The sequence below is a fragment of the Pseudomonas chlororaphis subsp. aurantiaca genome (assembly GCF_013466605.1).
Taxonomy (GTDB): domain Bacteria; phylum Pseudomonadota; class Gammaproteobacteria; order Pseudomonadales; family Pseudomonadaceae; genus Aquipseudomonas; species Aquipseudomonas chlororaphis_I.
Map to the genome: position 1 here is coordinate 4,213,092 of NZ_CP059162.1, position 25,370 is coordinate 4,238,461.

The window sequence follows — 25,370 nt, forward strand, 5'->3', positions numbered from 1 at the left end:
GCTAACGCGGCACGCCGCGCCCATGAAAAAGGCCGCCCCGAGGGCGGCCTTGTTTTCCAGCCAGCGGCATCACCTCGCCCTGGGGCAAGGGTATGCCGAGCCAGGCGCGCGCCTGTCACCGCAAGGCACTACTCCGCTGTCGTCGGATCGATGATCGAGGTAACCCGCGATACCCGGTCCGCCGGAAAGCCGCCTTGCCGGGCATGCTCCCGGATGAGCTCCTCGTTTGGCGCGATATAGACGCAGTAGATTTTGTCGCCCGTGACGTAGCTGTGCAGCCACTGCACCTGCGGCCCCAGTTCATCGAGCACCTTGCAGGACTTTTGCGCGATCCCTTGCAGATCCTGCGCCGACAGCGCTCCAGCGCCCGGGAAATCGCGTTCAATGACAAATTTAGGCATGACAACCTCCAGTTCTGTCCCGCTCTTGCTGAAGCAACAGCTTCAGGCCTATCGCCAACGGCTATTGCTTGCCGATCACCGCCGCCAGCAACGGCGCGGCCTGTTCATCGGTCAGCGCCGGGTGCACGTCCATCCTGAGCAGATCGCTCCACTCCAGCACCCATTTCTGCATCAGCGTGAGATCGTCGGTCTGTGCGACACCAAACCCCGTCATGCCGCCGACGGCATGCCAGCGTCCCAGCATGCTCACCCCTGCGGGTGGAGCCCCGCCCGTCTTGAGAAACCGCTCGATCGCACTGTTACGACGTTCGGGGCTGATTGACCAACTGACAATGAATAACATCTGCCACCTCCTGCGAAACGGGCACCCGTTGTTCGTTGCGTGCGCCGGGCAGGCACCGTGACCACGGCCACGCATCGGCATCGCCCCGCCCTCTCGGCCGGCCCGAAACCATTGCCCCCTAGGGAAGGCATAGCAGCCTTGCGCGGCCGGCGCATGACCGCCGATCCTGTTCCTCGGACGCTCCAGCCCCAAGCGCGAACGAGCGAAGCCGCGGCCAATGAATGGCTATGCTTGATCTGTTGCTGGAAGCAATCCCGCCGCCGCGCTAACGGGCTGCGCCGGGCATCCTCTTTCCGCCAACGCCCCCTAGCGCCGCGCGACATCGGCAAGGAGCGGTTCGAGATGCAACTGATCAGCGTGAACATCGACAAGCCGGAAGCCACCAACTTCATTTTCGGCCAGACCCACTTCATCAAGTCCGTCGAGGACATCCACGAAGCCCTGGTCGCCAGCGTGCCGAACATCGCCTTTGGCCTGGCCTTTTGCGAAGCCTCCGGCCAATGCCTGGTGCGCTGGTCCGGCAGCGATCCGACGATGATCGCGCTGGCGCAAAAAAACGCCCAGGCAATCGCCGCCGGCCATAGCTTTATCGTGTTTCTCGGGGAAGGTTTTTATCCGTTGAACGTGCTCAACACCCTGAAGATGGTGCCTGAGGTGTGCCGCATCTTCTGCGCGACCGCCAACCCGACCCAGGTGATTCTCGCCGAAACGGCGCAGGGCCGGGCGGTGCTGGGGGTGGTGGATGGCTTCTGCGCCAAGGGCCTGGAAGGCGACGACGATATCCTGTGGCGCAAGAACCTGCTGCGACAGATCGGCTACAAGCAATGATTTTCGCGCAGGCATTGCCCACCGCGCCGACAGGCTACTCGGACGGCGTGGTCCGGCAACTCTTGCGCTGACGGATCTCCTGCTCCGAAGGACGCTCCTTGACGAACTCGAAGCGCGGTTCGCCCTCGCTGTAGGTGACCAGCCAGCCCCACTCCAGCTCGGACTCATCCTGGCCCGGTTTCGGCGGCGCCGCCCACCAGGGCTCTTTGCTGACGATCTGGCGCATGTCCTCCTCCCATTGATTCGGCCTCATCAACTATAACGTTCAGGCCTTGAGGCACGTGGATTTCGGCTGATCGGTGAACCTGTCGACAGGGCTGCCCCGACCGTCACCGCGCCAGCGCCCATTCGGCCAGTGGCCGATAACGGCCTTTATGCGACTCGAACAGGGCGAAGTGCCGGGCACTCAGGTGAAAATCCGCAGGGGTCTGGGACTCGGGCACCGGCGCCCGATAGTCGCGCATCAAGGTCAAGTGCGGACGAAATTCCCGCGGCGAATCGACCAGCCCGAGTGGCAGCAGCGCTTCCTGCAGGGCATACACCAGCTGACGCAACTCCAGCGGCGCCTGTGTCGGCGCCAGCAACAAGACCCCGGCCCGGCGCCAGACCTCCAGACGATCGAGCGGGACGTCCAGCGGCTCGCCGCAGGCTCGCACGCTCGCCGCCGCAGCGCAGATCCGCGGAATCTGCGCCACGGCCACCGAGCCCAGGAACATCAGGGTCAAATGAAAGTTTTCCGCCGCCACCGGCCGGCCGCTCCTGAGGCCCAGCGCGCCGCGCCACTGGGCGATGGCCCGGCGTTGGGCGGCAGTGCAAGGCAAGGCGAAGAACAGCCGCTTGAACGGCTCGCCCTGCTCGCGGGACTCATCATTCATGCCCTGTCCTCCCCGTTCGGTTCGGGCGAAGTGCTGTCTGTCAGGTCGCTCCCCCACCGGCCCTCTGCGACTCGCCCACCGGGAATCTCAGGCCGGTTTAGCCCTTTCTTGAGTTCAGCATAAAGAAGGCAACAAGACGCCGCGCCTGTCGGTATTCGGTCATTTTTATCGGTTGTAATGCTCATTGACGTCCGCCCCACTCACAGGAAGAGCACGATGAGACTCGCGTCCTACAACGTTGAAAACCTGTTCAACCGCGCCAAGGCCATGAACCTGGAAGGCTGGGCCGAGGGCCGGCCTGTGCTGGAGCGTTTCGCCCGGCTCAACCAGTTGTTGGGCGAGCCCATCTACACGGACCAGGACAAGGCGCAGATGGTCAAGCTGCTGACCGAGCTGGGGCTGAGCAAGTCGGACAAGGGCCCCTTCGTGATCCTGCGGCAGAACCGCGGCAGCCTGGTCAAGCGGCCCAAGGCCGGCGGCCTGGAGATTGTCGCCAACGGCCGCACCGAGTGGGTGGGTTCGCTGGAGCTGATCGAGGCGCCGGTGGACCTGGAAGCCATGCGCAATACCGCACGGGTGATGATCGACCTGCAAGCCGATGTGCTGGCGGTGGTCGAGGCGGAAAGCCGCCCGGCCCTGCGCGACTTCAACACGGAAATCATCGGCGCCCTGGGCGGCCCGTTGTTCCGGCATGTGATGCTGATCGACGGCAACGATACGCGAGGCATCGACGTCGGCCTGATGACCGCCGAGGGCTACCCCATCGGCCAGCTGCGCAGCCATGTCGACGACACCGCGGCCAACGGCGAACTGATCTTTTCCCGCGATTGCGCGCAGTTCCAGATCCCGTTGCCCAGCGGTAAACAGCTGTTTGTCCTGGTCAACCATCTGAAGAGCAAAGGCTTCGGCAGTCTCGCGGCTTCGGCGAAAAAACGCCTGGCCCAGGCCGAGCGGATCAAGCTCATCTACCAGGCGCTGGTGGCCCAGGGCGAGGCCTATATCGCGGTGGTCGGCGACTTCAACGACACCCCGGACAGCGCGCCGCTGGAGCCTTTGCTCAAAGGCACCGACCTGAAGGATGCCTTCGTCCATCCGGCCTTCGACGACGGCGGTTACCCCGGCACCTTCGACACCTGCAAGGCGGCGAACAAGATCGACTACCTGCTGCTGTCTCCCGCGCTGTTCGCCACCGTCACCGCCGGCGGCGTGTGGCGCAAGGGCATGTGGCCGGGCAGCAAGCCCAAGCGCTGGGAGGTCTACCCGCAGTTGGACAAGAAGGAAAATGCCGGCTCGGACCACGCGGCGGTGTGGGTCGACCTGGACCTGTAAGCCGAACCGGCCCTGATCGTGAGCGGGGCCTGAGGCACGGCCTTGTCAGCCCTGGACGGGTGCGCTCGACGTCATCGGCCAGCAGCGTCAAGGGCATTTCCACCGCGCGGATCGTGCTGTAGCCCTTGCGCGCCAGCTGGGTTATGAATCCGAGGCCGCCTTCAGTCGCGCCTTTCGCCGCGAGTTCGGGGTCGCTCCCTGCGAATACCGCTCACAGGCTTGAGCGGATTTGCTGCCATCTGCGGGATGCGGGGTTCAGCCCCGCCCTTGCAACGCCTCGAACAACGCCGCCGAGGCGTTGTACAGCGGCACCCGGCCCTTGAGCAGGATCTGCGCGCTGCGCCGGTAGGCGGCCGCGTCGATGCGCATCGAACCGCCCTCCTCGCGCGCGGTGATCAAGGTGTCCAGCACCCCCGCCGGGTTTTCGATCGACACCGGGTATTCCGCCGTGGTGGCGCCCAGGGGCTTGGGCGTCTTGAGCAGCTCGTGGGCCACGGTGCCTGGCGCCAGGCAGGCGGCGGCCAGGCAGCAACCACCGGAGACGGCCAGCGAGGGATGGGCATTTTGCGGGGTGAAATAACGGGTGTTGATATCGCCCGCGCCCTGGGCCGGGCTGACGATGCAGATCTTCGGCAGGGTTTCGCTGCGTTGCAGCTCCTCGGCGCTCATCAGGGCGCCGCTGCGGTTGCGCAACTGCATGCGCAGGCCGCCCTGCACCATCAGGCCGATCAGCCGCGCCTTGAATTCGCCATCGGCATCCAGCTGCGCCGGGGTTTCCAGGCCGGTCTTGCCCAGGTCCGCGGCCTGGACGATGACCATCGGCACCGCCACATCGAGGCAGGTGGCGCGCACGCCGTCGAGCAGGTCGATGCGCTGCCCGGTGGGAAACAGCTGGCCGGTCTTGGCCCCCACCGGGTCGCTGAGAAACAGGTCGACCCCGGGGAATACGCCATTGACCCCAGGAATCCGCGTATCGCTCAGCAGGCGACCGTCGCGGAACGCCAGGCGCGCGAGCATGGTGGTCTGGGTATTGCTGTTGAATATCTCGATCTGCGCGCTGTCCTCGTCCGGGCTCAGCCAGCCACGCTCCAGGGCATACAGGGGCAAGGCCGCGGACATGTTGCCGCAGTTGACGCTCCAGTCGATCGCACTTTTACCCGCCGCCAGCTGCGCCAGGGTGCTGACCAGACGCGACTCGCCGGGCTGGCGCTCGGCAATGAACACCTTGTTGCTGGTGGGCCCGCCACGGCCCAGGCCGGTGATCTGGTTATTGCCCGGCAGGTCGCCACTCAACGGCACGCCCATCAGGTGGCGCAGCAGTTCCTCGACCAGCGCCGGGTCCTCGGGCAGGGTTTCGCGAGCCAGGATCAGCCCGGTGGACGTACCACCGCGCGCATGCCAGACCGGGAACTCAACGATACCGGCACGGATTTCAGGAAGGTCCAGTTCAAAAGGCATGATCGGGCTCGCAGTGATGGACGACAGGCAGGGATCATAAACCGCGGCCTGCGCGAGCGCAGCTTTCCAGGTTCAGGGCTGCGCGCGCGTCCTGGAAGGCAGCCCGGCAGATGAACGAACTTGAACTAGTATGGATTGCGTAAGGCCCGCGCCATCGAGCTGTCCCATGGCCGTGGCTGATCAAGAGGCTTCAAAAGCGGTTGCGTGCGAGCTGAAGGCTTCCGGGAGGCGAATCATGCTCGATCAGATTGCGCTGGGCATGCTTATCTTCGCCGGGATAGTCCTGTTCTACGGAATCATCGTCCTGCACGACATTCCCTACGAAATTGCCGTCCATCGGAACCACCCCCACCAGGATGCGATTCACGCGGCAGGCTGGGTCAGCCTGTTCACGCTCCATGCCCTGTGGCCGTTCCTGTGGATCTGGGCCATGTTGTACCGCGAGGATCGGGGCTGGGGCTTTGCCACCGACAAGGCGCGGATGCAGGCCGAAAAGGATCTGGCGCAAGAGCTGGCCGAGCTGCGACAGCGGGTCGAGCGACTGGAGGGACAACCCCAGGCCGGGTCCCGCCCGGAAGGGAAAATGTGACCCATGGACCTGTTACTGATCCTGACCTACACCGCCATCTGCGTGGCCATCTTCAAGATCTTCCGTATCCCGCTGAACAAATGGACGGTGCCCACCGCCGTGCTGGGCGGCGTGATCTTGATCGGCGCGCTGATTTTCCTGATGAACTACAACCACCCCTATTCGGAAGTGGCGCGCTCCTACTTCGTCTCGGTGCCCGTGATCCCGGTCGTCACTGGTCGGGTGATCGAGGTGCCGGTCCAGGGCAACACGCCGCTGGAGCCAGGCGACGTGCTGTTTCGCATCGACCCCGAGCCTTTCGAGAACCGGCTCAAGTCACTCAAGGCCCAGCAACTGGCCGCGCGGGGCGACCTGTACCGGATCAACGAGTTGATCAGGCGCAACTTCGGCACTCGCCGCGAGCAGGAAGCCGCGATTGCCCGGGTCGACGACCTGCAGGCTCAGATCGACAACGCCCAGTTCGAGCTGGACAGCACCGTGGTCCGCGCCCCGAGCAGAGGCTTCGTCACCCATGTGTCGCTGCGCCCGGGGATGATGGCGAGCAAGCTGCCCCTTCGCCCGTCGATGGTGTTCATTCCCGACGAGGGCCATTATTTTTCCGCCTGGATGCGCCAGAACAGCCTGCTGCGCCTGGTCCCGGGAGACGAGGCGGAAGTGGCGTTCGACGGCATACCCGGCAGGGTGTTCAAGGGCCGGGTCAAGAACGTCATCACGGTGATCGGCGAAGGACAGGTACAGCCGTCCGGCACCCTGCTGAGCTACACCGGCTCCCCGCCGCCGGGGCGGGTGCCGGTGGTCATTGAAATCACCGACCCGGACTACCTGCCCTACGCCAAACTCATGCCCGGTGGCGCCTATGGCCAGGCGGCGCTCTACAGCCAGCACTTCCACCATGTGGCGATCATGCGCAAGATCCTCCTGCGCATGTCGGCCTGGATGAACTACATCTTTCCGTTCCATTGATGAGCTGGGATCGGGGCTGATATTCGGTGCGTTGCGAGTCCAGCTTGATTTCACTATCGGTCGAGTGGGCGTTTTCGCCTGTGGGCCTCAACAGATAAAGCGGGTGGGCCGCTTGTTTCTATTCTCTCTATACTCGCTGCCCAGGATGATAGTCAGAGCGCAAATGATGCCCGCCACACCCGATAAAAATTCCCAGGTCATTTTGATCCCGGCTCGACAAAGCGACTCGGACAATCTTGTAGCCATTCGAATCGAGGCCATGCGCGAAAGCCTGGAACGTGTTGGACGATTTGATCCGGTACGCGCGCGCGAACGCTTTCTTAGCGGCTTTGAAGCCCGCAATACACGCTACATCGAGGTATCTGGAGAGAGGGTTGGTTTTGTCGTGGTCAAGCACCGGCACACTGAACTCTTGCTCGACCACTTGTATGTGAGACCAAACGCGCAGGGATCAGGGATAGGCTCTGCTGTTCTCGCCCAGATTTTCAAAGAGGCGGATATGGCTGGGCTCCCTATCAGAGTGGGTGCTCTCAAAGAAAGCGCTTCGAATCGTTTTTATACCCGCCATGGTTTCCAACTCATCGAAAGCGGTGAGTTCGACAATTACTATGTTCGCCAGTGTGTTCCGATGGTTGGCCCAGCTTGCTAGCCGGGGCGTCATGCACCTCGACGTAGGTTCTTACCCACTCTGGACTCAACGCAGGCATCCACAACGGCGTGCCTTGCCCCTGCATGGGAAGCAAGCGACCTTAGTGTTTTCCCTGCTCACCCAATGCGAACATGCCGTTCGATATACCAAGACAACAGGGAGGCTTCACCCATGAGCGCTACTTCTTCGCTCTGGTTTTTTGTCGTGCCATTCGCGATTGCGGCTGCAATCCCCGGCCCCGCTCAGGGAGCCCTGCTAGGGCAAGTGGTGTCACGCGGCGCAAGGGCGACGCTGCCCTTCATCGCAGGCATGGTGCTGGGCAATGCTGTCTGGCTGGTGGTCGCCACCCTCGGTCTTGCGGCACTGGCGCTGCAGTTCGAGCAGGTGTTCATTGCCGTGAAATGGCTGGGTGTCGCCTTTATCCTGTTCATCGCCTGGAACTTGTGGTCAAAGAACACCGAACACCTTCAAGCCCCCCCAAAGCGCTCGGCAGGCCGGGGTCTGCTTGCAGGCGCTGTGCTGACGCTGAGCAATCCAAAAGCGGTCGTATTTTTCGGTGCGGTGTTGCCTCACGCATTCGATCTGACGGTACTGTCCTGGCCAGAAGTCATCCTGATTACCGCGCTCGGCATCGGCATCGATCTCACCGTCCAATTGGCGTACCTCGTTACGGCATCACGCATCAAGAACGCCATACGATCTCCAAAGGCAATGAAGCGACTGAACAGAACCTCAGCTGGGGTAATGACAGGGTGTGCGGGCTGGATGGCCGTTTCGCGCTGATGGTCTCTGCAGTAAGGCTTTGCAAACCTGCAAAGCCTTCACTCTTCGCCGTTGACCGGCTACACCAACCATCTGCCCTTCAATGAGCGGGTTACGTGACATCGGCTAATGACTTCACATGAGTGGCAAAATCATCCTGTATCGGTTGAAACCCGCAGCGAAGGTAAAATGCAGCGCCCTCCGGAGTATCCGTGGATAGGCGCACGACACGAAATCGCTGAGCCGCATATTCCAGAAGCCGCTGCACCAGGGCTTTACCCACACTCTGCCCCCTTGCTGCTCGCGCGACGTATACCCTCCGTAGCCTGCCGATGTCCGGCCCGGCATATGGATCATATGAAAGACCGCCCATGGCAAGCAGTTGCCCGTCGCGGAAAGCGCCCAAAAGGCATTCACCCGGTTGATCGAATCGATTGGTCCCGTTTTTCCAATCCGCAACCAAGCGCGTGAGAAACCTGAAACCTTCTGCAACGGCCTCTGCTTCCAGTTCCAGGATTTCCGGAGCAAGCGCTGAGATCTGACGTATCGCCAGTTCACCCGTTGACCTAACCACTCAATATCCCCGTGCTTGTTTTGCCCCCCTGCCTGACGCATCTGCGCGGACAATACGTCCAGCCTTCAAGATTAACTCTCGGGAGATTTTTTACAGGCTCTGGCCCCAAAGGGGACATCCGCGAAAGACAGCAATCGGCCAAAAGTAGTCGGTGGACAGACTAGGGGCAAATAGATGGTGTCCTGCTACCCTCTTTACCGTAGTCGGGCTTGCCGTCATCCCAATCGCGTTATCCCTCGATAGATCTCGCGCTTACCACGACATGACATGTCAACTAATGAGAGAGTGTCAGGATAGCGCCATGAAAGTTCGATGCCCTAGCTGTGGTTATATCGCAGACAAGCTTCCACCAAGCCTTAGGTGTCCTAAATGCGACAATTTTTCCCACGACTGGCTGATTTATGATTGGGAAAGTTTTGCTTCAATGAAGCGCCGACATATTAGATATAACTTATTCATTATTGGCATGACTCTAATTAATTTGCTTGTGGCGATCATTTTGAAATCAACCGATGCACTTCAATGGTTATTCAGCTTGTTGCTTATCCCAGCCATTATCAGTTTGTTTTATTGTCGAAAACAGCTTGATAGTGAATCGGAGTATGAGGGGCATAGAGGCAGGGCTTTACTTTTCTGGCTTTCCGGTTTCGGGGGTATCTAAAGCGGCTAACAAGTCGCATATGGCCTCTCCCTACACGTGGTGAGTAATGCCTTCCAATCCTGTCGTCAGTGCGATTGCATCCTTATATCTGGTCGCTGTTGGGCTTGCTCGCCCTGGCCACTGGACTTGCCCCTACAAAACCGGACACCAACTCCCCGTTAAATTGATGCTGGCGCCAAGCGCCTGAACTCCCTCGGTGAACGGTAATTCAAGGCGCTGTGCGGATGCTGCTCGTTGTAATGCTCGAAGGCAATTGCCAAGTTACGCAACGCCGTTTCTCGATCCGGCTTGGGCATGTGCGCCACGTAGTCACGCTTGATCGTCTTCACGAAGCTCTCGGCCATGCCGTTGCTCTGCGGGCTGCGCACCGGGGTGGTCACCGGCTGCAAGCCGATCTGTCGAGCAAACAGGCGTGTCTGTTCGGCGGTGTACGCCGAGCCGTTGTCGCTTAGCCATTGCACCGGCGTGACGGGCAGTTGATCACCAAAGCGCTTCTCCACGCTTTCCAGCATCAAGTCGCGGATATCATCGCCGCTGTACCCGGTCGGGCTCGCGACCCAGCCGATGGCCTCGCGATCACAGCAGTCCAGGGCGAAGGTCACGCTCAGTTTGGCCCCGTCCTCGCAGCGGAACTCAAAGCCGTCCGAGCACCAACGCGTATCGCTGGTTTTCACCGCAATACGGCCTTCGTGCCGACGCGGCACGCCGGGCTGTTTGAGTCGACGTTCCAACAGCAAGTTGTGATCACGCATGACCCGGTAAACTCGTTTCACGTTGATCGCCGGCAGCGACTGGGTTTCACGGGCGCGACGCAGCAATCCCCAGACACGACGGTAGCCATAGCTGGGAAGCTCGCTGACCTGTTGCTGGATTTCGACCACCAGCGCAGCATCGTCCACAGGCCTACTTCGCCGTACTTTGGGCGATACCGATTGCTTGATTCGAACCGTTAATTGCGAGCGCGCCACACCGAGACATTCGCTGACCAGCTTCACTGGTCGTCCCCCGGCAACAAGGGTGAGTGCGCAATCCATTTTCGCGACCGGGCGATCTCCACGGCCTCTTTGAGGATTTCGGCTTCCATCGTTTTCTTGCCCAGCATCCGTTGCAGTTCACGGATCTGCTTGAGCGCATCGCTCAGCTCGGAGGCAGGCACCACGGCTTCGCCAGCACTGACCGCCGACAGGCTGCCGTCCTGATACAGCTTGCGCCACAAGAACAGCTGATTGGCATTGATGCCGTTGCGCCGAGCGACGACCGACACACTTTGTCCTGGCTCAAGGCTCTCGCGAACCATGGCCAGCTTTTGCTCTGGGCTCCAGCGGCGCCGCCGCTCCTGGCCCAAAAGCTCCCCACTCTTATCGTTGCTGTTAGTCATAAACATAACCGTTTGCCTATCCCTTATCGTAAGGGGGAAACAGTGTCCTGTCTTTCATGGGGCTCGTTCAAAAGGCATACCACGACCATTTGAGCACAGGGGACTCGACTACGGCACACTGGGGTTCTACAAGATTGGAACTACTGGTTGACCTACTCCATAAAATGGCCATAGTTCTTAAATACGACTTCGATAAGACCCACATCAAAAACTCGTCTTATGCACCGGGCTATCACTTTGAGACTGAAGGTCAGCAGGCAGCAATTCGTAAAGGCCTAATGGAGGTAGTGGCGGGGGAGCGTCCACGCCTATACAGATAGGGGCAGGCGAGGTCTAACAGTTTTCTAACAGGTTGTGACGGTGTGTGAGAGGTCATAGCAGGCCAAGCCCTTGTGTTACATGGGTTTGACCTCATCGGGTATCAGTTGGAGAGAAACTCCACAGGGACTCCTTAAAGACGTGCATCACTGCCAACACGTGGCGGAATGGCTCCAGCATACCGGCGCAGCCAGGCGTCGGCCAGTCGCGAAACCTCCTGTTACCGTGCTCTAACGGGCATTTCAAACAAGCGTATGTTTTTTCATTGACAGCTCACCGGCATCCTCATAACCTCGCAAAACTTTCAACGTACCGGGATGACGCGGACGTGGGCAGCATCTATCTGATTCGACATGGCCAGGCCTCCTTCGGTGCGGACAACTACGACGTCCTGTCGACCACGGGTGTTCGCCAGGCCGAAGTGCTCGGTCAACACCTGGTCGAACTGGGGGTGAACTTCGACCGCTGCCTGGCTGGCGACCTGCGCCGCCAGCAACACACTGCCAATTCCACCCTGCAACAGTTCAGCGCCGCGGGCCTGCCCACGCCGATCCTGGAAACCGATTCGGCGTTCAACGAATTCGATGCCGACGCGGTGATCCGCGCCTTGCTGCCCGACATGTTGTCCGAGGAGCCCGACGCCCTGGACATCCTGCGCAACGCCGCGCAGAACCGAGCCGAATTCCAAAGAATCTTCGCCCTGATCATCGACCGCTGGCTGGCCGGCACCTACGATCCACCGGGCCTGGAAAGCTGGCTGGGGTTCGTCGAGCGGGTGCAGGCTGGCCTGCAGCGAATTCTGGAACAGGCCGACAACACCCAGAAAATCGCCGTGTTCACCTCCGGTGGCACCATCACCGCCCTGCTCCACCTGATTACCCGGATGCCTGCCGCCCAGGCCTTCGAACTGAATTGGCAAATCGTCAATACCTCGCTCAACCTGCTGAAGTTTCGCGGTCGCGAGGTCGCCCTGGCTTCCTTCAACAGCCATGCCCACCTGCAGTTGCTGAAGGCCCCGGAACTCATCACTTTCCGCTGAGTCCGGATCACTGTGACCCTTGCTGTAACAACCCATAAAAGGATCGAACCATGACCTCCGTAGCCGACGCCGTACAAGCCATGAAAGCCAAGTTCAACCCAGCTGCCGCTGCCGGCCTGGACCTGGTTTTCGGTTTCCGTATCGATGACACCAAGAACTTCTCGCTGATCGTCAAAGACAGCACCTGCGAGCTCAAGGAAGGCGAGAACCCGGACGCCCAGGTCACGCTAGTAATGGACGGCGAAACCCTGCAAGGCATCGTCAGCGGCGAAACCGACGGCATGCAGGCCTTCATGGGCGGCAAACTGCGCGCCGAAGGCGACATGATGCTGGCGATGAAGCTGAGCGAACTGTTCCCGGCCTGAGTAAGCGCTTCCCCAGGGAAGCCCTTGTTTGCCCACGAATCCCGCCTTCTGGCGGGATTCGTCGTTTCAGCAGTACCGCTCCAGCACATCGAAGATGTGCAACAGGCCTGAATCCATTTGGAAGTAATTAAAAATTCACCACGACTAACTAACGAATATATGCAATCTGGCGCCTCGCCGCGCCGCACGACGCACTTGATTGATCTCGGTCAGCAGTACACCCAAAGCTCCTCTCTACTCTGGCGCCTCCATCGGCCAGGGACGGCTTTCGGAACGGCCGGCCCCGCTTCACCTTCAAGGAAGAGTCGTTATGCAATCGCTGAAGATCATTCTGCTGTCCACCGCCTTCAACGGTCTCACCCAGCGCGCCTGGCTGGACCTGCGCCAGTCCGGCCATCGCCCCAGCGTGGTGCTGTTCACCCACGAAGACGAAGTCTGCCGGCAGATCGAACAGGCCGATGCCGACCTGGTGATCTGCCCCTTCCTCAAGGACCGGGTGCCCGAGCAACTGTGGCGCCACCCGACCCGTCCGGTGATCATCATCCACCCGGGTATCGTCGGTGACCGCGGCGCCAGCGCCCTGGACTGGGCCATCAGCAACAGCCTCGAGCGCTGGGGCGTCACCGCCCTGCAGGCAGTGGAAGAAATGGACGCCGGACCGGTCTGGTCCACCTGGGAATTCAAGATGCCGGCGCAGGTGCGCAAGTCCGAGCTGTACAACGGGCCGGTGGCCGACGCGGCGATCTACTGCATCCGCGATGTGGTGGAAAAATTCGGCAGCGACTTCGTCCCGGTGCCCCTGGACTACAGCCAGCCGCAAGTGCGCGGCCGCTTGCAACCGAACATGAAACAGGACGACCGCAGCTTCAGCTGGCACGACAGCGCCCACTTCATCAAGCGCTGCATAGACGCCGCCGACGGCCAGCCCGGAGTCCTGGCCAGCCTCGCCGGCGGGCAGTACTACCTGTATGACGCGCACCTGGATAGCCGCAGCGGCACCCCCGGCGAGCTGCTGGCGGTGCACGACGATGCGGTGCTGGTGGCCTGCGGCGACCGCAGCCTGTGGATCGGCTCGCTCAAACGCAAGGCCCGCCCGGGCACCGAACACTTCAAGCTGCCGGCCCGCCATGTGCTGGCCGGCCAATTGGACGGCGTGCCCCACCTGGACTGGTCGGTCGCCAGCGAACCGTTCAGCGACGAGGCCTACCAGCCGATCCGCTACCGCGAGTCGGGCCACGTCGGCGAACTGACCTTCGAGTTCTACAACGGCGCCATGAGCACCGAGCACTGCCGGCGCCTGGTCAGCGCGCTGCAATGGGCCAAGGCCCGGGACACCAAAGTGCTGCTGTTCAAGGGCGGGCGTGGCGCGTTCTGCAACGGCGTGCACCTCAATGTGATCCAGGCTGCGCCGGTACCGGGCCTGGAGGCCTGGAACAATATCCAGGCCATCGACGACGTCTGCAAGGAGCTGCTCAGCGCCCGCCAGCTGGTGGTCAGCGGCCTGACCGGCAATGCCGGGGCCGGCGGCCTGATGCTGGCGCTGGCGGCCGATGTGGTGCTGGCCCGGGCCAATACCGTCTATAACCCGCACTACAAGAGCATGGGCCTGTACGGCTCGGAATACTGGACCTACAGCCTGCCCCGCGCCGTCGGCCACGCCATGGCGAACAAGCTCACTGACGAATGCCTGCCGATCAACGCCTTCCAGGCCCTGCAGATGGGCATGGTCCAGGAAGTCGGCCCGCGTTGCCCCGACGAGTTCAGCCTGTGGCTGCTGCAACGGGCCAACGCCGTGCTGACCGAGCCGAAATACCAGGCCCTGCGCGAGCGCAAGGCCAATGCCGACCCGCAACTGATGCAGCACTGCCGCAACGCCGAGCTGGAACAGATGCACCTGGACATGGTGCAGAACCGCCACGGCTTCGCCGAGAAATGCGCCAGCTTCGTCTACAAGCGCAAGACCTGCTGCACCCCGCAGCGGTTGATCGAGGATTGGGCGGTGGCAGATGCCAGGCACCGTAGTGGCATTGTTGCAGCACTTGAGTAAACTCCGGCAGCCTCCCTCCAACACCTCGTAGATAAGAGCATTTGAATACATGGACGGTTCAAGACGAAACACCAGCAATCAGCATATTGATGACTATCTGGACTATTACCTCACTCGTGATGAGCCGCCCCGTTATGCGGTGATGCTTAATGGCGCCTGGGGCGTAGGAAAGACCTATCTGCTGCGCTCATTCCTCAAAGATCGTGAAATTTCCTCGGAACAATATACCTATGTGAGTTTGTATGGACTGACTTCAACCACTGAAATCGATGATCGGATATTTACAGACACCCACAAGTTTCTAGACAGTGCTCCTGCAAAACTGGTTGAGAGCATAGGAAGATCAGCACTCAGTTATGTCAGCGTCGAAACCGACCTGAGCAGAAAACTGTTCTTCAAAAAATTCAAGAAAGACATCTATATATTCGACGACCTCGAACGGTGTGAAATCCCTATCAACAATGTACTGGGCTACATAAATGAGTTCGTCGAACACAAAGACAAAAAGGTTCTGATTATCGCCAATGAGAAAGAAATCAAAAAACCAGAAAGCTATCAACGCATTCGCGAGAAGTTGGTTGGAAAGACTTTAGCTGTGCAACCTTCTCTGCAGGATGCCTTCACGCAATTCATATCCAAGCTGAAGTCTGTATCTCTCCAAGAGCTTCTTGCACAGCACGCCAATACGATTCAACAACTCTACAATCAACATAACTTGAACAACTTACGTACTCTTCAACAATCGATATGGGATTTTGAACGCTTTTTCAGCCTATTAGACGAGAAACATCGATCTCACCCCGATGCCATGCTCGCCTGCATAAACTTGATCCTGCCGCTGGCTTTCGCGTTCAAGGCCGGAGAGTTGCAGGAAGAAGACATCGCCCAGCGCCCTGGACACGTTCCGAGCTTTGCACGAAACCATAGCAAGAATCTGGAGGACCTTTCTCCCTTTGAACGACTTGAACTGCGCTATCCGAATGTAGATATTCGCGACTCGTTACTGACCAATGAAGACCTGGCCAATATGCTGGTGAAGGGTGTTTTCAGAGCACCCAACATAAGGCTTTCCCTTGACAGTTCGAGATACTTTGCAAATAACGAGAATGAATCCGCTCTTGATACGTTGCTGAATGCCTTCGCAAGGAGTGAAGAACAGTTCCACAAGGCTTTGTCTGCTTTCAGTTTTCAATACCAGCAACGAGCCTTTATTGAAACTGATGACCTATTGATGACTTTCAGGCTTCGCCTATGGCTGTCCAGCCAACAGCTTATCCAGGAGGACACCAAGCAGGTGCTCGAAGAAGGCAAGAAATACATCGACGACCTCTATGCCGATGGAAAACTCAATACACTGACACACGAACATCTGGAAGGTAGAAACTACAACATCTTCAATAACCTGCGCTCACTCATAAATGGTGAAAAGTCCGAAGAGTGCGAAGTTTTCTTCGAACACTTGGTAGAGAAAAACAACGCAATCATACAGTCGAGCTATCCCGTAATAATCGATAGCCTATTGGCAGATATGCAAAACGCACCCGACACCTACGCCAGAAAAATCTCCTACGCTAGCGTAAAAAGCGGCGAGCATGTTTTTACTCATGTCCTGCTACTTATCGAGCCAGAGATCTTTGTCAGAAAGCTATTGGGGTTACCGCCTGCCCAACAACAAAAAGTGCTGCTCGCGTTCGACAGTCGTTATCGCTTTACCCCTATTGATATCAACCAGGAGCGTCCATGGCTGAAGGCCGTTAAGTTGATACTGCAAAAAGAAGCCGCCGATAGCCAGACACTCTTCAATAAAAAGCGCATCGCCAGTTTGGTCGAGTACTACATAGAACCGCACTTAAGGAACTTCTAATCTTGTAATACCACAAGCTCTGGAACATAGATCCTGGCGACAAGCCCTTCAGTTCAAAGGCTGCAGCAACAACGCCACCAGCGCCGTCCAGCCGGTCTGGTGGCTGGCCCCCAGGCCGCGGCCGGTGTCGCCGTGGAAGTACTCATGGAACAGCAGCAGATCCCGGTCCCGGGGATCGGCCTGCAACTGCGCGTAGGCGCACATCGACGGGCGGCGCCCGTCCTCGTCGCGCAGGAACAGGCGGGTCAGGCGCTGGCTCAGGCTGTCGGCGACCTCCTCCAGGGACGCCAGGTAGCCGGAACCGCTGGGGTATTCCACCGAGAAGTTGTCGGCGTAGTAGCGATGAAACTCGCGCAGCGACTCGATCAGCATGTAGTTGATCGGCATCCACAGCGGCCCGCGCCAGTTGGAGTTGCCGCCGTACAGCCGTGAGTCGGAATCGGCCGGCGCATAACGGGCGCACAGTTGGTGACCGTCGACCTGCAGGGCAAAGGGGTGTTCGGCGAAGACCCTGGACAGCGAACGGATACCGAAGTCGGAGAGAAACTCGGCCTCGTCGAGCATGCGCGTGAGCAGGTCTTTGGTGCGCTCGCCGCGCAACAGCGCGAGCAACAGGCGATTGCCCTGCCCCGGCTCGTTCCAGCGCGACACCAGGCGGGCCAGGTCCGGCCGATGGTGCATGAACCCCAGCAAACGCTCGCGCAGCCCGGGCAAGCCTTCGTGCTCGCGCTGCTCCAGCACCTGCACGGCGAACAGCGGCATCAGGCCGACGATGGAGCGCAGGCGCAGCGGTTCGTTGCCGCCGTCGGGGCGGTGCAGCACGTCGTAGAAGAACCGGTCCTGCTCGTCCCACAGCCCTGCGTCGCCATCGTCCAGCCGGTTGATGGCCCCGGCGATGTACAGGAAGTGCTCGAAGAACTTCACCGCGATATCCACGTACACCGGGTTGCGCTTGGCCAGCTCCAGGGCGATGCGCATCAGGTCCAGGGCATAGGCCGCGACCCAGGCGGTGCCGTCGGCCTGGTCCAGGGTGTAGCCCGGCGGCAAGGGTGCCGAGCGGTCGAACAGTGCAATGTTGTCGAGGCCGAGGAAACCGCCCTGGAACAGGTTGCGCCCTTCGGCATCCTTGCGGTTGACCCACCAGGCGAAGTTCAGCAGCAGCTTATGGAAGACCCGCTCGAGAAAGTCCATGTCGCCCCGGCCGGTCAGGGCCTTTTCCCGCAGGTACACCCGCCAGCTGGCCCAGGCATGCACCGGCGGGTTGGCGTCGTCGAAGCGCCACTCGTAGGCCGGCAACTGCCCATTGGGATGCATGAAGCGGTCCTTGACCAGGAGCAGCAGCTGGTGCTTGGCGAACCCCGGATCGATCAAAGCCAGGGCCACCGCCTGGAAACCCAGGTCCCAGGAGGCGTACCAGGGGTATTCCCAGGTGTCGGGCATGGCCACGATGTCGAGGTTCGCCAGGTGCCGCCAATGGCTGTTGCGCAAATGGGCGTGGGATGCCGGTGGCGCGGGCTGACCAGGGTCGCCGTCGAGCCAGCGGTTGACGTCGAAATCGTAGAGTTGCTTGGACCACAGCAGCCCGGCCAGGGCCTGGCGCTGGACATTGCGCGCGTCGGCATCGGCGATGCCCTGTTGCAGCGCGGCGTAGAACGCGTCGGCCTCGGCCCGCCGCTGTTCGAACAGGCGCCTGGCGCTGACCTGGGCCGAACCGGCCGGGGCGAAGCGCAGATACAGGCTTTTACTCTCCAGCCCGGCCAGCTCCAGGGTGAAGTGGGCGGCAGCGCGGGTTCCGCCGTCGCGGGCAATGACGGTGCTGGCACCTCCCAGCAGATAGTCATTGATCCCATCCTTGAACGGGCCGGGCGTGGCGAGGCCATCGAGCTTCGGGAAGTTGGTTTCGTTGTTGCAGAACAGCCACTCGCAACGCTCCGGCCCCCAGGCCGTGACCTGCATCGGCGAACAGCGCGGATGCCGGGCCAGCAGCTGCTCGCCCTGCAGGCGCAGGCTCGGCTTGCGCGAATCGCCGCCCCAGCTCCAGGTGTTGCGCGCCCATACCTGGGGCAAGACCCGCAGGCGCGCCGGCTGATAAAAACGGTTGTGCACCGTGACCCGCATGAAGATGTCGTCGACCGCGTGCTTGGCGTACTCCACCGTCACGTCGAAGTAGCGATCGTCCTCAAACACCCCGGTGTCGAGGATCTCGTACTCGGTGTCGTCCAGGCCGCGCCGGGCGTTTTCCCGCAGCAGGTCTTCATAGGGAAAGGCCGCCTGCGGGTATTTGTAGAGCATGCGCATATAGGCATGGCTGGGCACGCCATCGAGGTAGAAATACAACTCCTTGACGTCTTCGCCGTGATTGCCCTCGGCGTTGTTCAAGCCGAACAGGCGCTCCTTGAGAATGCTGTCGCGCTCGTTCCACAGGGCCAGCCCCAGGCACCAGTGCTGGGCCTTGTCGGAGAACCCCGCCAGCCCGTCCTCGCCCCAGCGGTAGGCCCGGCTGCGGGCATGGTCGTGGGGCAAGTAAGCCCAGGCATCGCCGTCGGCGCTGTAGTCCTCGCGCACCGTGCCCCACTGCCGCTCGCTCAAGTACGGCCCCCACTCGCGCCAGGGTTCGCCCGCCGGGCCATTGAGGCGCTGGCCTTCGACCGTTTCGAGGATGCTTGCCGCCGCTGCTGCTGTCATGGGGATGTCCGTGAGCCATGGAGGTCAAAGCCAGTGTAGGGGCTGGCAGCACCGGCGGCCCATGACAAATGTTTCATGGTGCGAGGCGCCAACCGCGCCCCGTTGCCGCACAAGGCCCGTGATAGAGCCTTCGGCTTAAATTTCCGGGGAGGCGTTCGTTATACTCGGCAACCCTTTTGTGTAAACGCGGTACCCATGATGTCCAGCGACAACACCCTCCTGGCGAGCCTTGTGCTCTGTGTATTGGCCCTGCCAGCACAGGCCGAAGGCCTGGACCTGAGCTACCCGATGCCAGCCCTGACAGAAGCAACGGTCACCCCGGCGGCGAAACCGGAACCCAGCAAGTTCCACCTGGAGTTCAAGGCACCGATCAGCCTGGAGCATTCCTGCAGCGGCCCCCGGTGCAATTACGAAACCGACCCGAGCCATCGCCATGAGCCGGAAACAGTGAACCGATGGTCGGTCGGGTTCAACTGAGCCGCTTCTTTCAGCGACGCCTATAAGACTCCCGTCGCCAAGGCCCTCCCGCCGGCAGAAGCTTGGCTAGGCTAATAAGCATGCCCCGTGATTGCCTGGGAGGTCCGATGAACCGCACGATCCTGAGCCCTCTGAGCCTGGCCCTGGCCCTGTTGACCGGCTGCTCCAGCCCGCCCGAAGTCATCGACAAGGAAGCGGCGGCCATCGCCGAAGGCGTGCTGGCCTTTCGAGATATCTGCCTGAAATCCGCGCCCTCCTTCGCCGGGGCCGACAACGCGGCCAAGGGCTATGGCATCGCCAGGCTGGACGATGCCGGCTATGCGCGGATGGGACTGAGGGCGGACCACAGCCTTGGGGTCCAGGTACAGAAAGGCAAGCAATGCGCGGTGACTACGCCGTCGCAACGGGACAAGACCCTGACCGCGCAATTTCTCAAGCTGGCCGAGCAATTCTCCAGCACCCCGGTGGCGCAGCACCTGCCGGCGAAAATCACCCTCGACCGGCAGACCTTCCTGCTGATGCACGACCGGCGCGGCGGCGAGGCTTATGTGATGTTGAAGCACCCCTGAAGCGCAGCGCCTTCATTCAGGCGGCGACCGGTGCGCGTAACACACTGGCGAACTCCCCTCGCCCTGCCGGTCCAACTCGTCCTCCAGCCACTCGGCCAGCACCCGGGCATTGTTGTGCACTTCATCGTGCGCCGAGTACACCAGGGTCAAGCAACCCTTTTGCGCGCATTCCAGCAACGCCCACCAATGCTCGGGGCGGGCTGTCAGTTCCTGGCGGTAACGGCTGCGGAAGGTGGCGAAATCCAACTCGCCGGACTTGAAGGCACGGCGCAATTCGGTAGACGGCGCCAGGTCTTTCAACCACTCATCCAGCAGCAACTGCTCCTTGCGACAGTTGCGCGGCCACAGCCGGTCCACCAGCACCCGGTAACCGTCGTCGGGGCTCGCCGGCTCGTAGGCGCGTTTGCACAGAATCATGGGTTCCTCCCCTCTATGGTTGCGGCATGGCTGTCGTCAGCTTAGTGGCTGGACAAGGTCAGGCACAGCCATCAGGGCGCAGGCGGTATCGACGCCGCTGCCGAGCCCGGCAGGCTCGACAGTGGCCAGGGGATCAAGCGCTTACTTCGCCGCCCGCACCTGGGCGATCAACTGGTCCGCCACCGCGAACAGGCCCTTGGCGCCGTCGCTGGTCATGCCAAAGCGGTACTTGCCGTCCACCACCAGCGAAGGTACGCCGGTGACCTGGTAGGCCGCGGTGCGCTTTTTCGCGTCCATCACCTTGGCCTGCACGGCGAAGGAGTTGTAGGTGGCGAGGAACTTCGCCGGGTCGACGCCCTGCCCTTTGAGCAGTTCGGCCATGGCCTCGGGGGTTTTCAGGCGGTTGCCGCCGTGGATCGCCTCGAATACCGCGTGGTGCGCTTCGGGCCTGGCCTCCATGGTCGCCAGGGTCAGGTACAGCTGGCCGTAGACATCCCAGATCCCACCGAACATGGCCGGCAGCTTGACGAAGTTCACGTCCTCGGGAAGCTGGGCCGCCCAGGGGTTGATCGAGGCTTCGAGGTTGTAGCAGTGGCCGCAGCCGTAGGAAAACAGTTCCACCACTTCGATCTTGCCGGGCGCGACCTGCGGCACGGCATCCTTGAGCTCCACGTACTGGCTGGCATCCACCGCTGCCATGGCGGTCTGCCCGGCCAAGCCAAAGAGGCAGCTGGCTGCCAGGGCAATGTTCAGAATCGAGTGACGCATGCAATCTCCAATGGGTTGGCGCCTTTGAGTCAGCACGGCTGCTCATCAAGCGGGCCCCAAAGGATACAGACGACATCCGCGATGCCAATCAGACCTGTCTTAATCTTTTGTTGGTTTTTTGTCATCAATGCCCGGACAGCTCCGGCTGCCCCGCGAACCGGGCGGCCAGCGCGATGATCTCCTCGCGCAGCCAGCGATGCCCCGGAACCCGCTCCTGCTGGCGATGCCAGATCAGGCTGACCTGCACCGGCGGCGCCACCAGCGGCAGCTCGGCGATGCGGATCGGCATCAGCGCGCAGAAGTGCTCCGCCAGGCGCCGCGGCACCGTGCCCAGCAAGTCCGACTGGGCGACAATCAACGGGATGCTCAGGTAATGCGGGACGAACAGCTGCACATGGCGCTGGACCTTGGCCGAGCCGAGGACGATTTCCAGCGGCGAGCCGCGCCCGCCCCGGTCCGGAATCGCCACGTGCAGGCTCTGTTCATAGGCCTTGAGACTGAGCTGCGGCTCGAAGGCCGGGTGGTCGATACGGCCGATCACCACCAACTGTTCTTCCAGCAGCGGCTGGTAGCAAAGGTCGGGATCGTCGAAGTACAGGTAGTCCACCGCGAGGTCGAGCATTCCGGTGGTCAGCCAGGCCGGCAGGGAGTCGGCGGCATCGCTGCGCACCGCCAGGCGGACCTTGGGCGCGGCGCTTTGCAGGCGCCGCGACAGTGCCGGCAGCAGGCGCGCCTGGGCGTAGTCGTTCATCGACAGGGTAAAGGTCTGATCGGACGCCACCGGGTCGAACTCGCTGCTCGGGTCCAGGCCTTCCTGCAACAGGCGCAGGGCCTGGCGCACCGAGCCGTGCAGCACATGGGCCCGAGGCGTCGGCTGCATGCCCCGGGCGGTGCGGATGAACAGCGGCTCGTCGAGCTGGCTGCGCAGGCGCGCCAGGGCGTTGCTCACGGCCGGCTGGCTGAGGTTCAGGCGCACCGCCGCGCGGGACAGGTTCTGCTCCTGCATCAGCGCGTCGAACACCAGCAACAGGTTGAGATCCAGGTGCCGCAAATTCAGCTTCATGAATAATGCCCATTCCGAATATCCATTAGCTGGATAATTCGAGCAGGACTAATCTTCTGTCAATAAGAACAACAAAACCCACAGGAGAACGGCCTTGAGGCAAACCACCCTGGCATTTCGCGAGCGTTACCGCGCCGCGGTTCATCCGCGCTACAACCCGTGGCTGCACGGCGGTTTCGTGCTGGCCTACGGCATGGCGTGCATCGCCCTGCTGTGGAGCACCCTGCACCAGGTGCAGCCGCTGGAGTGGCTGGCGGTGCCGGTGGCGCTGTTGTTCTTCAACCTGTGCATCTATGTCGTGCACCGCTGGCTGGGCCACCACAAGCAGGCCTTCGCGCGGATGTTCTACGCCCGCCACAGCGGCGACCATCACAGCTTCTTCGTGCCGGGATACATGACCTACGACGGCCCCCGGGACTGGCGGGTGATCCTGTTCCCGGCCTGGCTGATCGTGGTCCACAGCCTGCTGTTCGCCCTGCCGCTGTGGTGGCTGCTGAAGTTCTGGAATGCCAATGTCGCGGCGCTGTTCGCCAGCTGCACCCTGATCGGCTACCTGGCCTACGAGGTGTTCCATGCCTGCGAACACCTGCCGGCCGGGCACCCGCTGGCGCGGCTGCCGTGGATTCGCCAGATGCGCCGCCTGCATGAGCTGCATCACCGCCGCGAGCTGATGCAGGAGCGCAATTTCAACATTGTCCTGCCGCTGATGGATTACCTGTTCGGCACCCTGTACTGGGAGCCGGAACCCGCAACCTCCTCGCTATCGAAAAGGTCCTCGTCCATGACCCGCATGCAGCATCAGATCGATATTCCACGCAACCCGGTGGCCCTGCTCGACTACGCCAGCGCCTCCAGCCGCTGGCCGGAGTGGCACCCGTCGTCGCTGAAGGTCCAGGGGCCGGCCGGAGCCCTGCCCGCCGGCGCGCGCTTCGAGGAAGACATCCACGCCGGCGGGCGCAGCGGGCACCTGAGCTGGCGGGTCGACGAGTACCTGCCGGGGCTTCGCTGGCGTGCCGCGGCCAGGGGCGATCATGGCCTGGAACTGGTGGTGACCTATGAGTGCCAGGCGCTGGACGCCCACCACACGCGTTTTATCCGCACCCTGGAATACCGCTTCGACGGCCTGCTGATGCGCCTGGGCAATCGCCTGTTATTCAGAGGGCGGATAGAACGGGAGTCCGCCGACTCCCTGCTAGCCTTGTGCGAAGTGGCGCAAAGGGCGATTCCCCTGGGCGCCGGCGTCGCGCCGCAGCGTGCGACTTGAACCCATCACCCAGGAGCCGCCATCAATGAAGCCAGTCGCACCCCGTCGGATCAAGTTTCGCCATCTGCTGCTGGTCGTGCTCATCGCCATCGGCGCCTTTCTGCTGCTGATGCCGACCAAGGTCCAGCCACTGGCCTGGACCCCACCGCCGGCGCCTTCGCTGAAGAGCGGCCTGTACGCCGAGAACCAGAAGCTCAAGGGCCTGCAGGCGGTGGGCGCGCTGAATATCGAAGGGCCGGAAGCCCTGCTGCTGGAGGACGGCTCGCTGATCAGCGGCCTGCATGACGGGCGGGTGATCCGCACCGCCCTGGACGGCAGCGCCCTGCAGGTACTGGCCAATACCGGCGGACGCCCCCTGGGCCTGGCCCGCCATCCGGATGGCCGGCTGATCATCGCCGACGCGCTCAAGGGCCTGCTGGCGCTGGACGCCAAGGGCCAGTTGAGCACCCTCACCAGCTCCTCCAACGGCCTGCCCTTTGGCTTTACCGACGACGTGGCTGTGGATGCCGCCGGGCGTTATGCCTACTTCAGCGACGCCACCAGCCGCTGGGGCTACGGCCAGGATGGCGAGGCGGTGATCGAGCACGGCGGCGACGGTCGCCTGCTGCGCTATGACTTCCAGACCGGCCAGACCGAACAGTTGCTGGACGGCCTGGAGTTTGCCAACGGCATCGCCCTCGGTCCCCAGGAAGCCTATGTGCTGGTCAACGAAACCGGCGCCTACCGGATCAGCCGCTACTGGCTCAGCGGCGCCAAGGCCGGCACCCGCGACCTGTTCATCGACAACCTGCCGGGGCTGCCGGACAACCTCAGTTTCAACGGCCAGGGGCGTTTCTGGGTGGCGCTCTACGCCCCGCGCAACGTGCTGCTCGATGGCACCGCACCCTACCCACGGGTGCGCAAGATAATCGCGCGCGCCATGACCCTGCTGCCCAAGCCGGTGGAAAAACGCGGCTTCGTCCTGGGCCTGGATACCCAGGGCCAGGTCATCGCCAACCTGCAGGACGCCAGCGCCGGCAACTACGCGCCCATCACCACGGTGCGCGAATACGGCGACGCCCTGTACTTCGGCTCGCTCAAGGCCACGCACATGGCGCGCCTGCCGCTGAGCGTCGCCCTGTCGAAGGCGCCCTGACGCCGCCGTGGTCAGCCCCGGGCAAAGCCGGTCGCGCGCCCTTGGCAGCGGCATTATGGGTTGGTTAGCAACAGGGAAATAAATACGTAAACAGCAGGAAGGGAGAGTGGCTACAGCTCAGAACCTGGCGAGATGCCCGAAGTCTCGGGACATCTCGCCCAGGGCAGGGTCGGGGTCAGGAGCGTGCGGTCAACTTCTCGGAGATTTCATCCTTGATCAGCAGCCGCTTTTCCTTGAGTTTTTTCAGTTCGTCGTCAGCGGCCGCCGCGGCCTCCGCTTTGAGCACCTGATCATCAATGGTGGAGTATTTGTCGAACAAGGCATTCAAGTGCGGGTCATTGGCCCGACGCTGTTGAATGTCTTCTTTGCTGTAGCTCAGGTCCTGGTACAGGTCATGGGGCACCGGCATGAAACACCTCCGTTTGTTGATCGGTGGCAAGCCCGTTTACACGCGCTTGCCAGTTACCAGAATGACCTCGACCACCGCTGTCTGTCGACCGTCAATCAGACCACAGCAGTGACCGTTCGTCGCCTTCGGCGGCACTGTCC

28 protein-coding genes are annotated in these 25,370 nt (G+C 61.6%); 16 read left to right on the forward strand and 12 right to left on the reverse strand.

Annotated features, from left to right (window positions below; all coding sequences use genetic code 11):
• Positions 1-128 precede the first annotated feature (128 nt).
• A complete protein-coding gene (locus tag H0I86_RS18975) occupies positions 129-401 on the reverse strand; it encodes a DUF4242 domain-containing protein (RefSeq protein ID WP_124313377.1) in 273 nt (90 codons plus the stop codon).
• A gap of 61 nt (positions 402-462) precedes the next feature.
• Positions 463-744: a DUF3303 domain-containing protein gene (locus tag H0I86_RS18980; RefSeq protein WP_023969091.1), complete on the reverse strand. Its 282-nt coding sequence runs from the start codon at positions 742-744 to the stop codon at positions 463-465.
• Positions 745-1,086: 342 nt separating this feature from the next.
• Between H0I86_RS18980 and H0I86_RS18985 the strand changes: the two genes are divergently transcribed.
• On the forward strand, positions 1,087-1,572 hold the full coding sequence (locus tag H0I86_RS18985) for an adenosine-specific kinase (protein ID WP_180921680.1): 486 nt from the start codon (positions 1,087-1,089) through the stop codon (positions 1,570-1,572).
• A gap of 34 nt (positions 1,573-1,606) precedes the next feature.
• Here the strand turns inward: H0I86_RS18985 and H0I86_RS18990 are convergent, their stop codons facing one another.
• Both H0I86_RS18990 and thpR read right to left on the reverse strand, forming a co-directional pair.
• Positions 1,607-1,798 carry a hypothetical protein gene (locus H0I86_RS18990; protein WP_009048622.1) on the reverse strand — a complete coding sequence of 64 codons (192 nt, stop codon included), beginning with the start codon at positions 1,796-1,798 and terminating at the stop codon, positions 1,607-1,609.
• Between the two features lie 103 nt (positions 1,799-1,901).
• Positions 1,902-2,447 carry an RNA 2',3'-cyclic phosphodiesterase gene (gene thpR / locus H0I86_RS18995; RefSeq protein WP_180921681.1) on the reverse strand — a complete coding sequence of 182 codons (546 nt, stop codon included), beginning with the start codon at positions 2,445-2,447 and terminating at the stop codon, positions 1,902-1,904.
• Between the two features lie 216 nt (positions 2,448-2,663).
• Here thpR and H0I86_RS19000 point away from each other — a divergent pair, with 216 nt between their 5' ends.
• Positions 2,664-3,776, forward strand: coding sequence for an endonuclease/exonuclease/phosphatase family protein (locus H0I86_RS19000; RefSeq protein ID WP_180921682.1), 1,113 nt, complete (start codon positions 2,664-2,666; stop codon positions 3,774-3,776).
• 136 nt (positions 3,777-3,912) lie between these two features.
• Positions 3,913-3,999 carry a hypothetical protein gene (locus H0I86_RS19005; RefSeq protein ID WP_258019468.1) on the forward strand — a complete coding sequence of 29 codons (87 nt, stop codon included), beginning with the start codon at positions 3,913-3,915 and terminating at the stop codon, positions 3,997-3,999.
• 32 nt (positions 4,000-4,031) lie between these two features.
• Here H0I86_RS19005 and H0I86_RS19010 read toward each other — a convergent pair whose 3' ends face one another.
• The gene (locus tag H0I86_RS19010; protein WP_180921683.1) at positions 4,032-5,234 is read right to left on the reverse strand and encodes a PrpF domain-containing protein; all 1,203 of its coding nucleotides are present in this window, start codon (positions 5,232-5,234) and stop codon (positions 4,032-4,034) included.
• Positions 5,235-5,469: 235 nt separating this feature from the next.
• Between H0I86_RS19010 and H0I86_RS19015 the strand changes: the two genes are divergently transcribed.
• From H0I86_RS19015 to H0I86_RS19030, 4 genes are all read left to right on the forward strand, one after another.
• Complete coding sequence (locus H0I86_RS19015) at positions 5,470-5,823, forward strand: DUF3302 domain-containing protein (protein WP_180921684.1); 354 nt, start codon at positions 5,470-5,472, stop codon at positions 5,821-5,823.
• 3 nt (positions 5,824-5,826) lie between these two features.
• A complete protein-coding gene (locus H0I86_RS19020) occupies positions 5,827-6,786 on the forward strand; it encodes an HlyD family secretion protein (RefSeq protein ID WP_180921685.1) in 960 nt (319 codons plus the stop codon).
• A 166-nt stretch (positions 6,787-6,952) separates the two neighbouring features.
• Positions 6,953-7,435, forward strand: coding sequence for a GNAT family N-acetyltransferase (locus H0I86_RS19025; protein ID WP_180921686.1), 483 nt, complete (start codon positions 6,953-6,955; stop codon positions 7,433-7,435).
• Between the two features lie 171 nt (positions 7,436-7,606).
• Positions 7,607-8,218 carry a LysE family translocator gene (locus H0I86_RS19030; RefSeq protein WP_180921687.1) on the forward strand — a complete coding sequence of 204 codons (612 nt, stop codon included), beginning with the start codon at positions 7,607-7,609 and terminating at the stop codon, positions 8,216-8,218.
• Positions 8,219-8,309: 91 nt separating this feature from the next.
• Here the strand turns inward: H0I86_RS19030 and H0I86_RS19035 are convergent, their stop codons facing one another.
• Both H0I86_RS19035 and H0I86_RS19040 read right to left on the reverse strand, forming a co-directional pair.
• A complete protein-coding gene (locus tag H0I86_RS19035; RefSeq protein ID WP_180921688.1) occupies positions 8,310-8,771 on the reverse strand; it encodes a GNAT family N-acetyltransferase in 462 nt (153 codons plus the stop codon).
• An 819-nt stretch (positions 8,772-9,590) separates the two neighbouring features.
• Positions 9,591-10,810 (reverse strand): IS3 family transposase gene (locus H0I86_RS19040; RefSeq protein ID WP_373369362.1). Its coding sequence is split into 2 segments (ribosomal slippage): positions 9,591-10,465 and positions 10,465-10,810, totalling 1,221 coding nucleotides; the frame shifts between segments, so codons are not numbered across the junction.
• Between the two features lie 56 nt (positions 10,811-10,866).
• Between H0I86_RS19040 and H0I86_RS32510 the strand changes: the two genes are divergently transcribed.
• The 5 genes from H0I86_RS32510 (at position 10,867) to H0I86_RS19060 (ending at position 16,443) form a co-directional block, all read left to right on the forward strand.
• Positions 10,867-11,130 carry a DUF6680 family protein gene (locus H0I86_RS32510; RefSeq protein WP_373369365.1) on the forward strand — a complete coding sequence of 88 codons (264 nt, stop codon included), beginning with the start codon at positions 10,867-10,869 and terminating at the stop codon, positions 11,128-11,130.
• 326 nt (positions 11,131-11,456) lie between these two features.
• Positions 11,457-12,167 (forward strand): histidine phosphatase family protein, encoded by a 711-nt coding sequence (locus H0I86_RS19045; protein ID WP_180921689.1) that lies wholly within the window; start codon positions 11,457-11,459, stop codon positions 12,165-12,167.
• 50 nt (positions 12,168-12,217) lie between these two features.
• Positions 12,218-12,532 (forward strand): SCP2 sterol-binding domain-containing protein, encoded by a 315-nt coding sequence (locus tag H0I86_RS19050; RefSeq protein WP_007921837.1) that lies wholly within the window; start codon positions 12,218-12,220, stop codon positions 12,530-12,532.
• A gap of 310 nt (positions 12,533-12,842) precedes the next feature.
• Positions 12,843-14,579 (forward strand): hydrogenase maturation protein, encoded by a 1,737-nt coding sequence (locus H0I86_RS19055; RefSeq protein ID WP_180921690.1) that lies wholly within the window; start codon positions 12,843-12,845, stop codon positions 14,577-14,579.
• Positions 14,580-14,628: 49 nt separating this feature from the next.
• Entirely contained in the window at positions 14,629-16,443 is a 1,815-nt protein-coding gene (locus H0I86_RS19060; protein ID WP_180921691.1) for a P-loop NTPase fold protein, read from the forward strand.
• Between the two features lie 48 nt (positions 16,444-16,491).
• Here H0I86_RS19060 and H0I86_RS19065 read toward each other — a convergent pair whose 3' ends face one another.
• Entirely contained in the window at positions 16,492-19,128 is a 2,637-nt protein-coding gene (locus H0I86_RS19065; protein WP_180921692.1) for an MGH1-like glycoside hydrolase domain-containing protein, read from the reverse strand.
• A gap of 198 nt (positions 19,129-19,326) precedes the next feature.
• Between H0I86_RS19065 and H0I86_RS19070 the strand changes: the two genes are divergently transcribed.
• Together H0I86_RS19070 and H0I86_RS19075 are read left to right on the forward strand one after the other, a co-directional pair.
• The gene (locus H0I86_RS19070; RefSeq protein ID WP_258019344.1) at positions 19,327-19,605 is read left to right on the forward strand and encodes a hypothetical protein; all 279 of its coding nucleotides are present in this window, start codon (positions 19,327-19,329) and stop codon (positions 19,603-19,605) included.
• Between the two features lie 107 nt (positions 19,606-19,712).
• On the forward strand, positions 19,713-20,174 hold the full coding sequence (locus H0I86_RS19075; RefSeq protein ID WP_180921694.1) for a hypothetical protein: 462 nt from the start codon (positions 19,713-19,715) through the stop codon (positions 20,172-20,174).
• A gap of 12 nt (positions 20,175-20,186) precedes the next feature.
• On the opposite strand, the gene H0I86_RS19080 is transcribed toward H0I86_RS19075, so the two are convergent.
• The 3 genes from H0I86_RS19080 to bsrA all read right to left on the reverse strand — a co-directional run bounded on the left by H0I86_RS19080 (position 20,187) and on the right by bsrA (position 22,422).
• A complete protein-coding gene (locus tag H0I86_RS19080; RefSeq protein ID WP_180921695.1) occupies positions 20,187-20,591 on the reverse strand; it encodes a DUF488 domain-containing protein in 405 nt (134 codons plus the stop codon).
• 141 nt (positions 20,592-20,732) lie between these two features.
• Positions 20,733-21,359 (reverse strand): thiol:disulfide interchange protein DsbA/DsbL, encoded by a 627-nt coding sequence (locus H0I86_RS19085; RefSeq protein WP_180921696.1) that lies wholly within the window; start codon positions 21,357-21,359, stop codon positions 20,733-20,735.
• Positions 21,360-21,483: 124 nt separating this feature from the next.
• A complete protein-coding gene (bsrA, locus tag H0I86_RS19090; RefSeq protein WP_180921697.1) occupies positions 21,484-22,422 on the reverse strand; it encodes a LysR family transcriptional regulator BsrA in 939 nt (312 codons plus the stop codon).
• A 94-nt stretch (positions 22,423-22,516) separates the two neighbouring features.
• Here bsrA and H0I86_RS19095 point away from each other — a divergent pair, with 94 nt between their 5' ends.
• Together H0I86_RS19095 and H0I86_RS19100 are read left to right on the forward strand one after the other, a co-directional pair.
• The gene (locus tag H0I86_RS19095) at positions 22,517-23,686 is read left to right on the forward strand and encodes an SRPBCC family protein (RefSeq protein WP_180921698.1); all 1,170 of its coding nucleotides are present in this window, start codon (positions 22,517-22,519) and stop codon (positions 23,684-23,686) included.
• Positions 23,687-23,711: 25 nt separating this feature from the next.
• The gene (locus H0I86_RS19100) at positions 23,712-24,821 is read left to right on the forward strand and encodes an SMP-30/gluconolactonase/LRE family protein (RefSeq protein WP_180921699.1); all 1,110 of its coding nucleotides are present in this window, start codon (positions 23,712-23,714) and stop codon (positions 24,819-24,821) included.
• 175 nt (positions 24,822-24,996) lie between these two features.
• On the opposite strand, the gene H0I86_RS19105 is transcribed toward H0I86_RS19100, so the two are convergent.
• On the reverse strand, positions 24,997-25,230 hold the full coding sequence (locus H0I86_RS19105) for a DUF465 domain-containing protein (protein WP_097137880.1): 234 nt from the start codon (positions 25,228-25,230) through the stop codon (positions 24,997-24,999).
• Between the last annotated feature and the right edge of the window lie 140 nt (positions 25,231-25,370).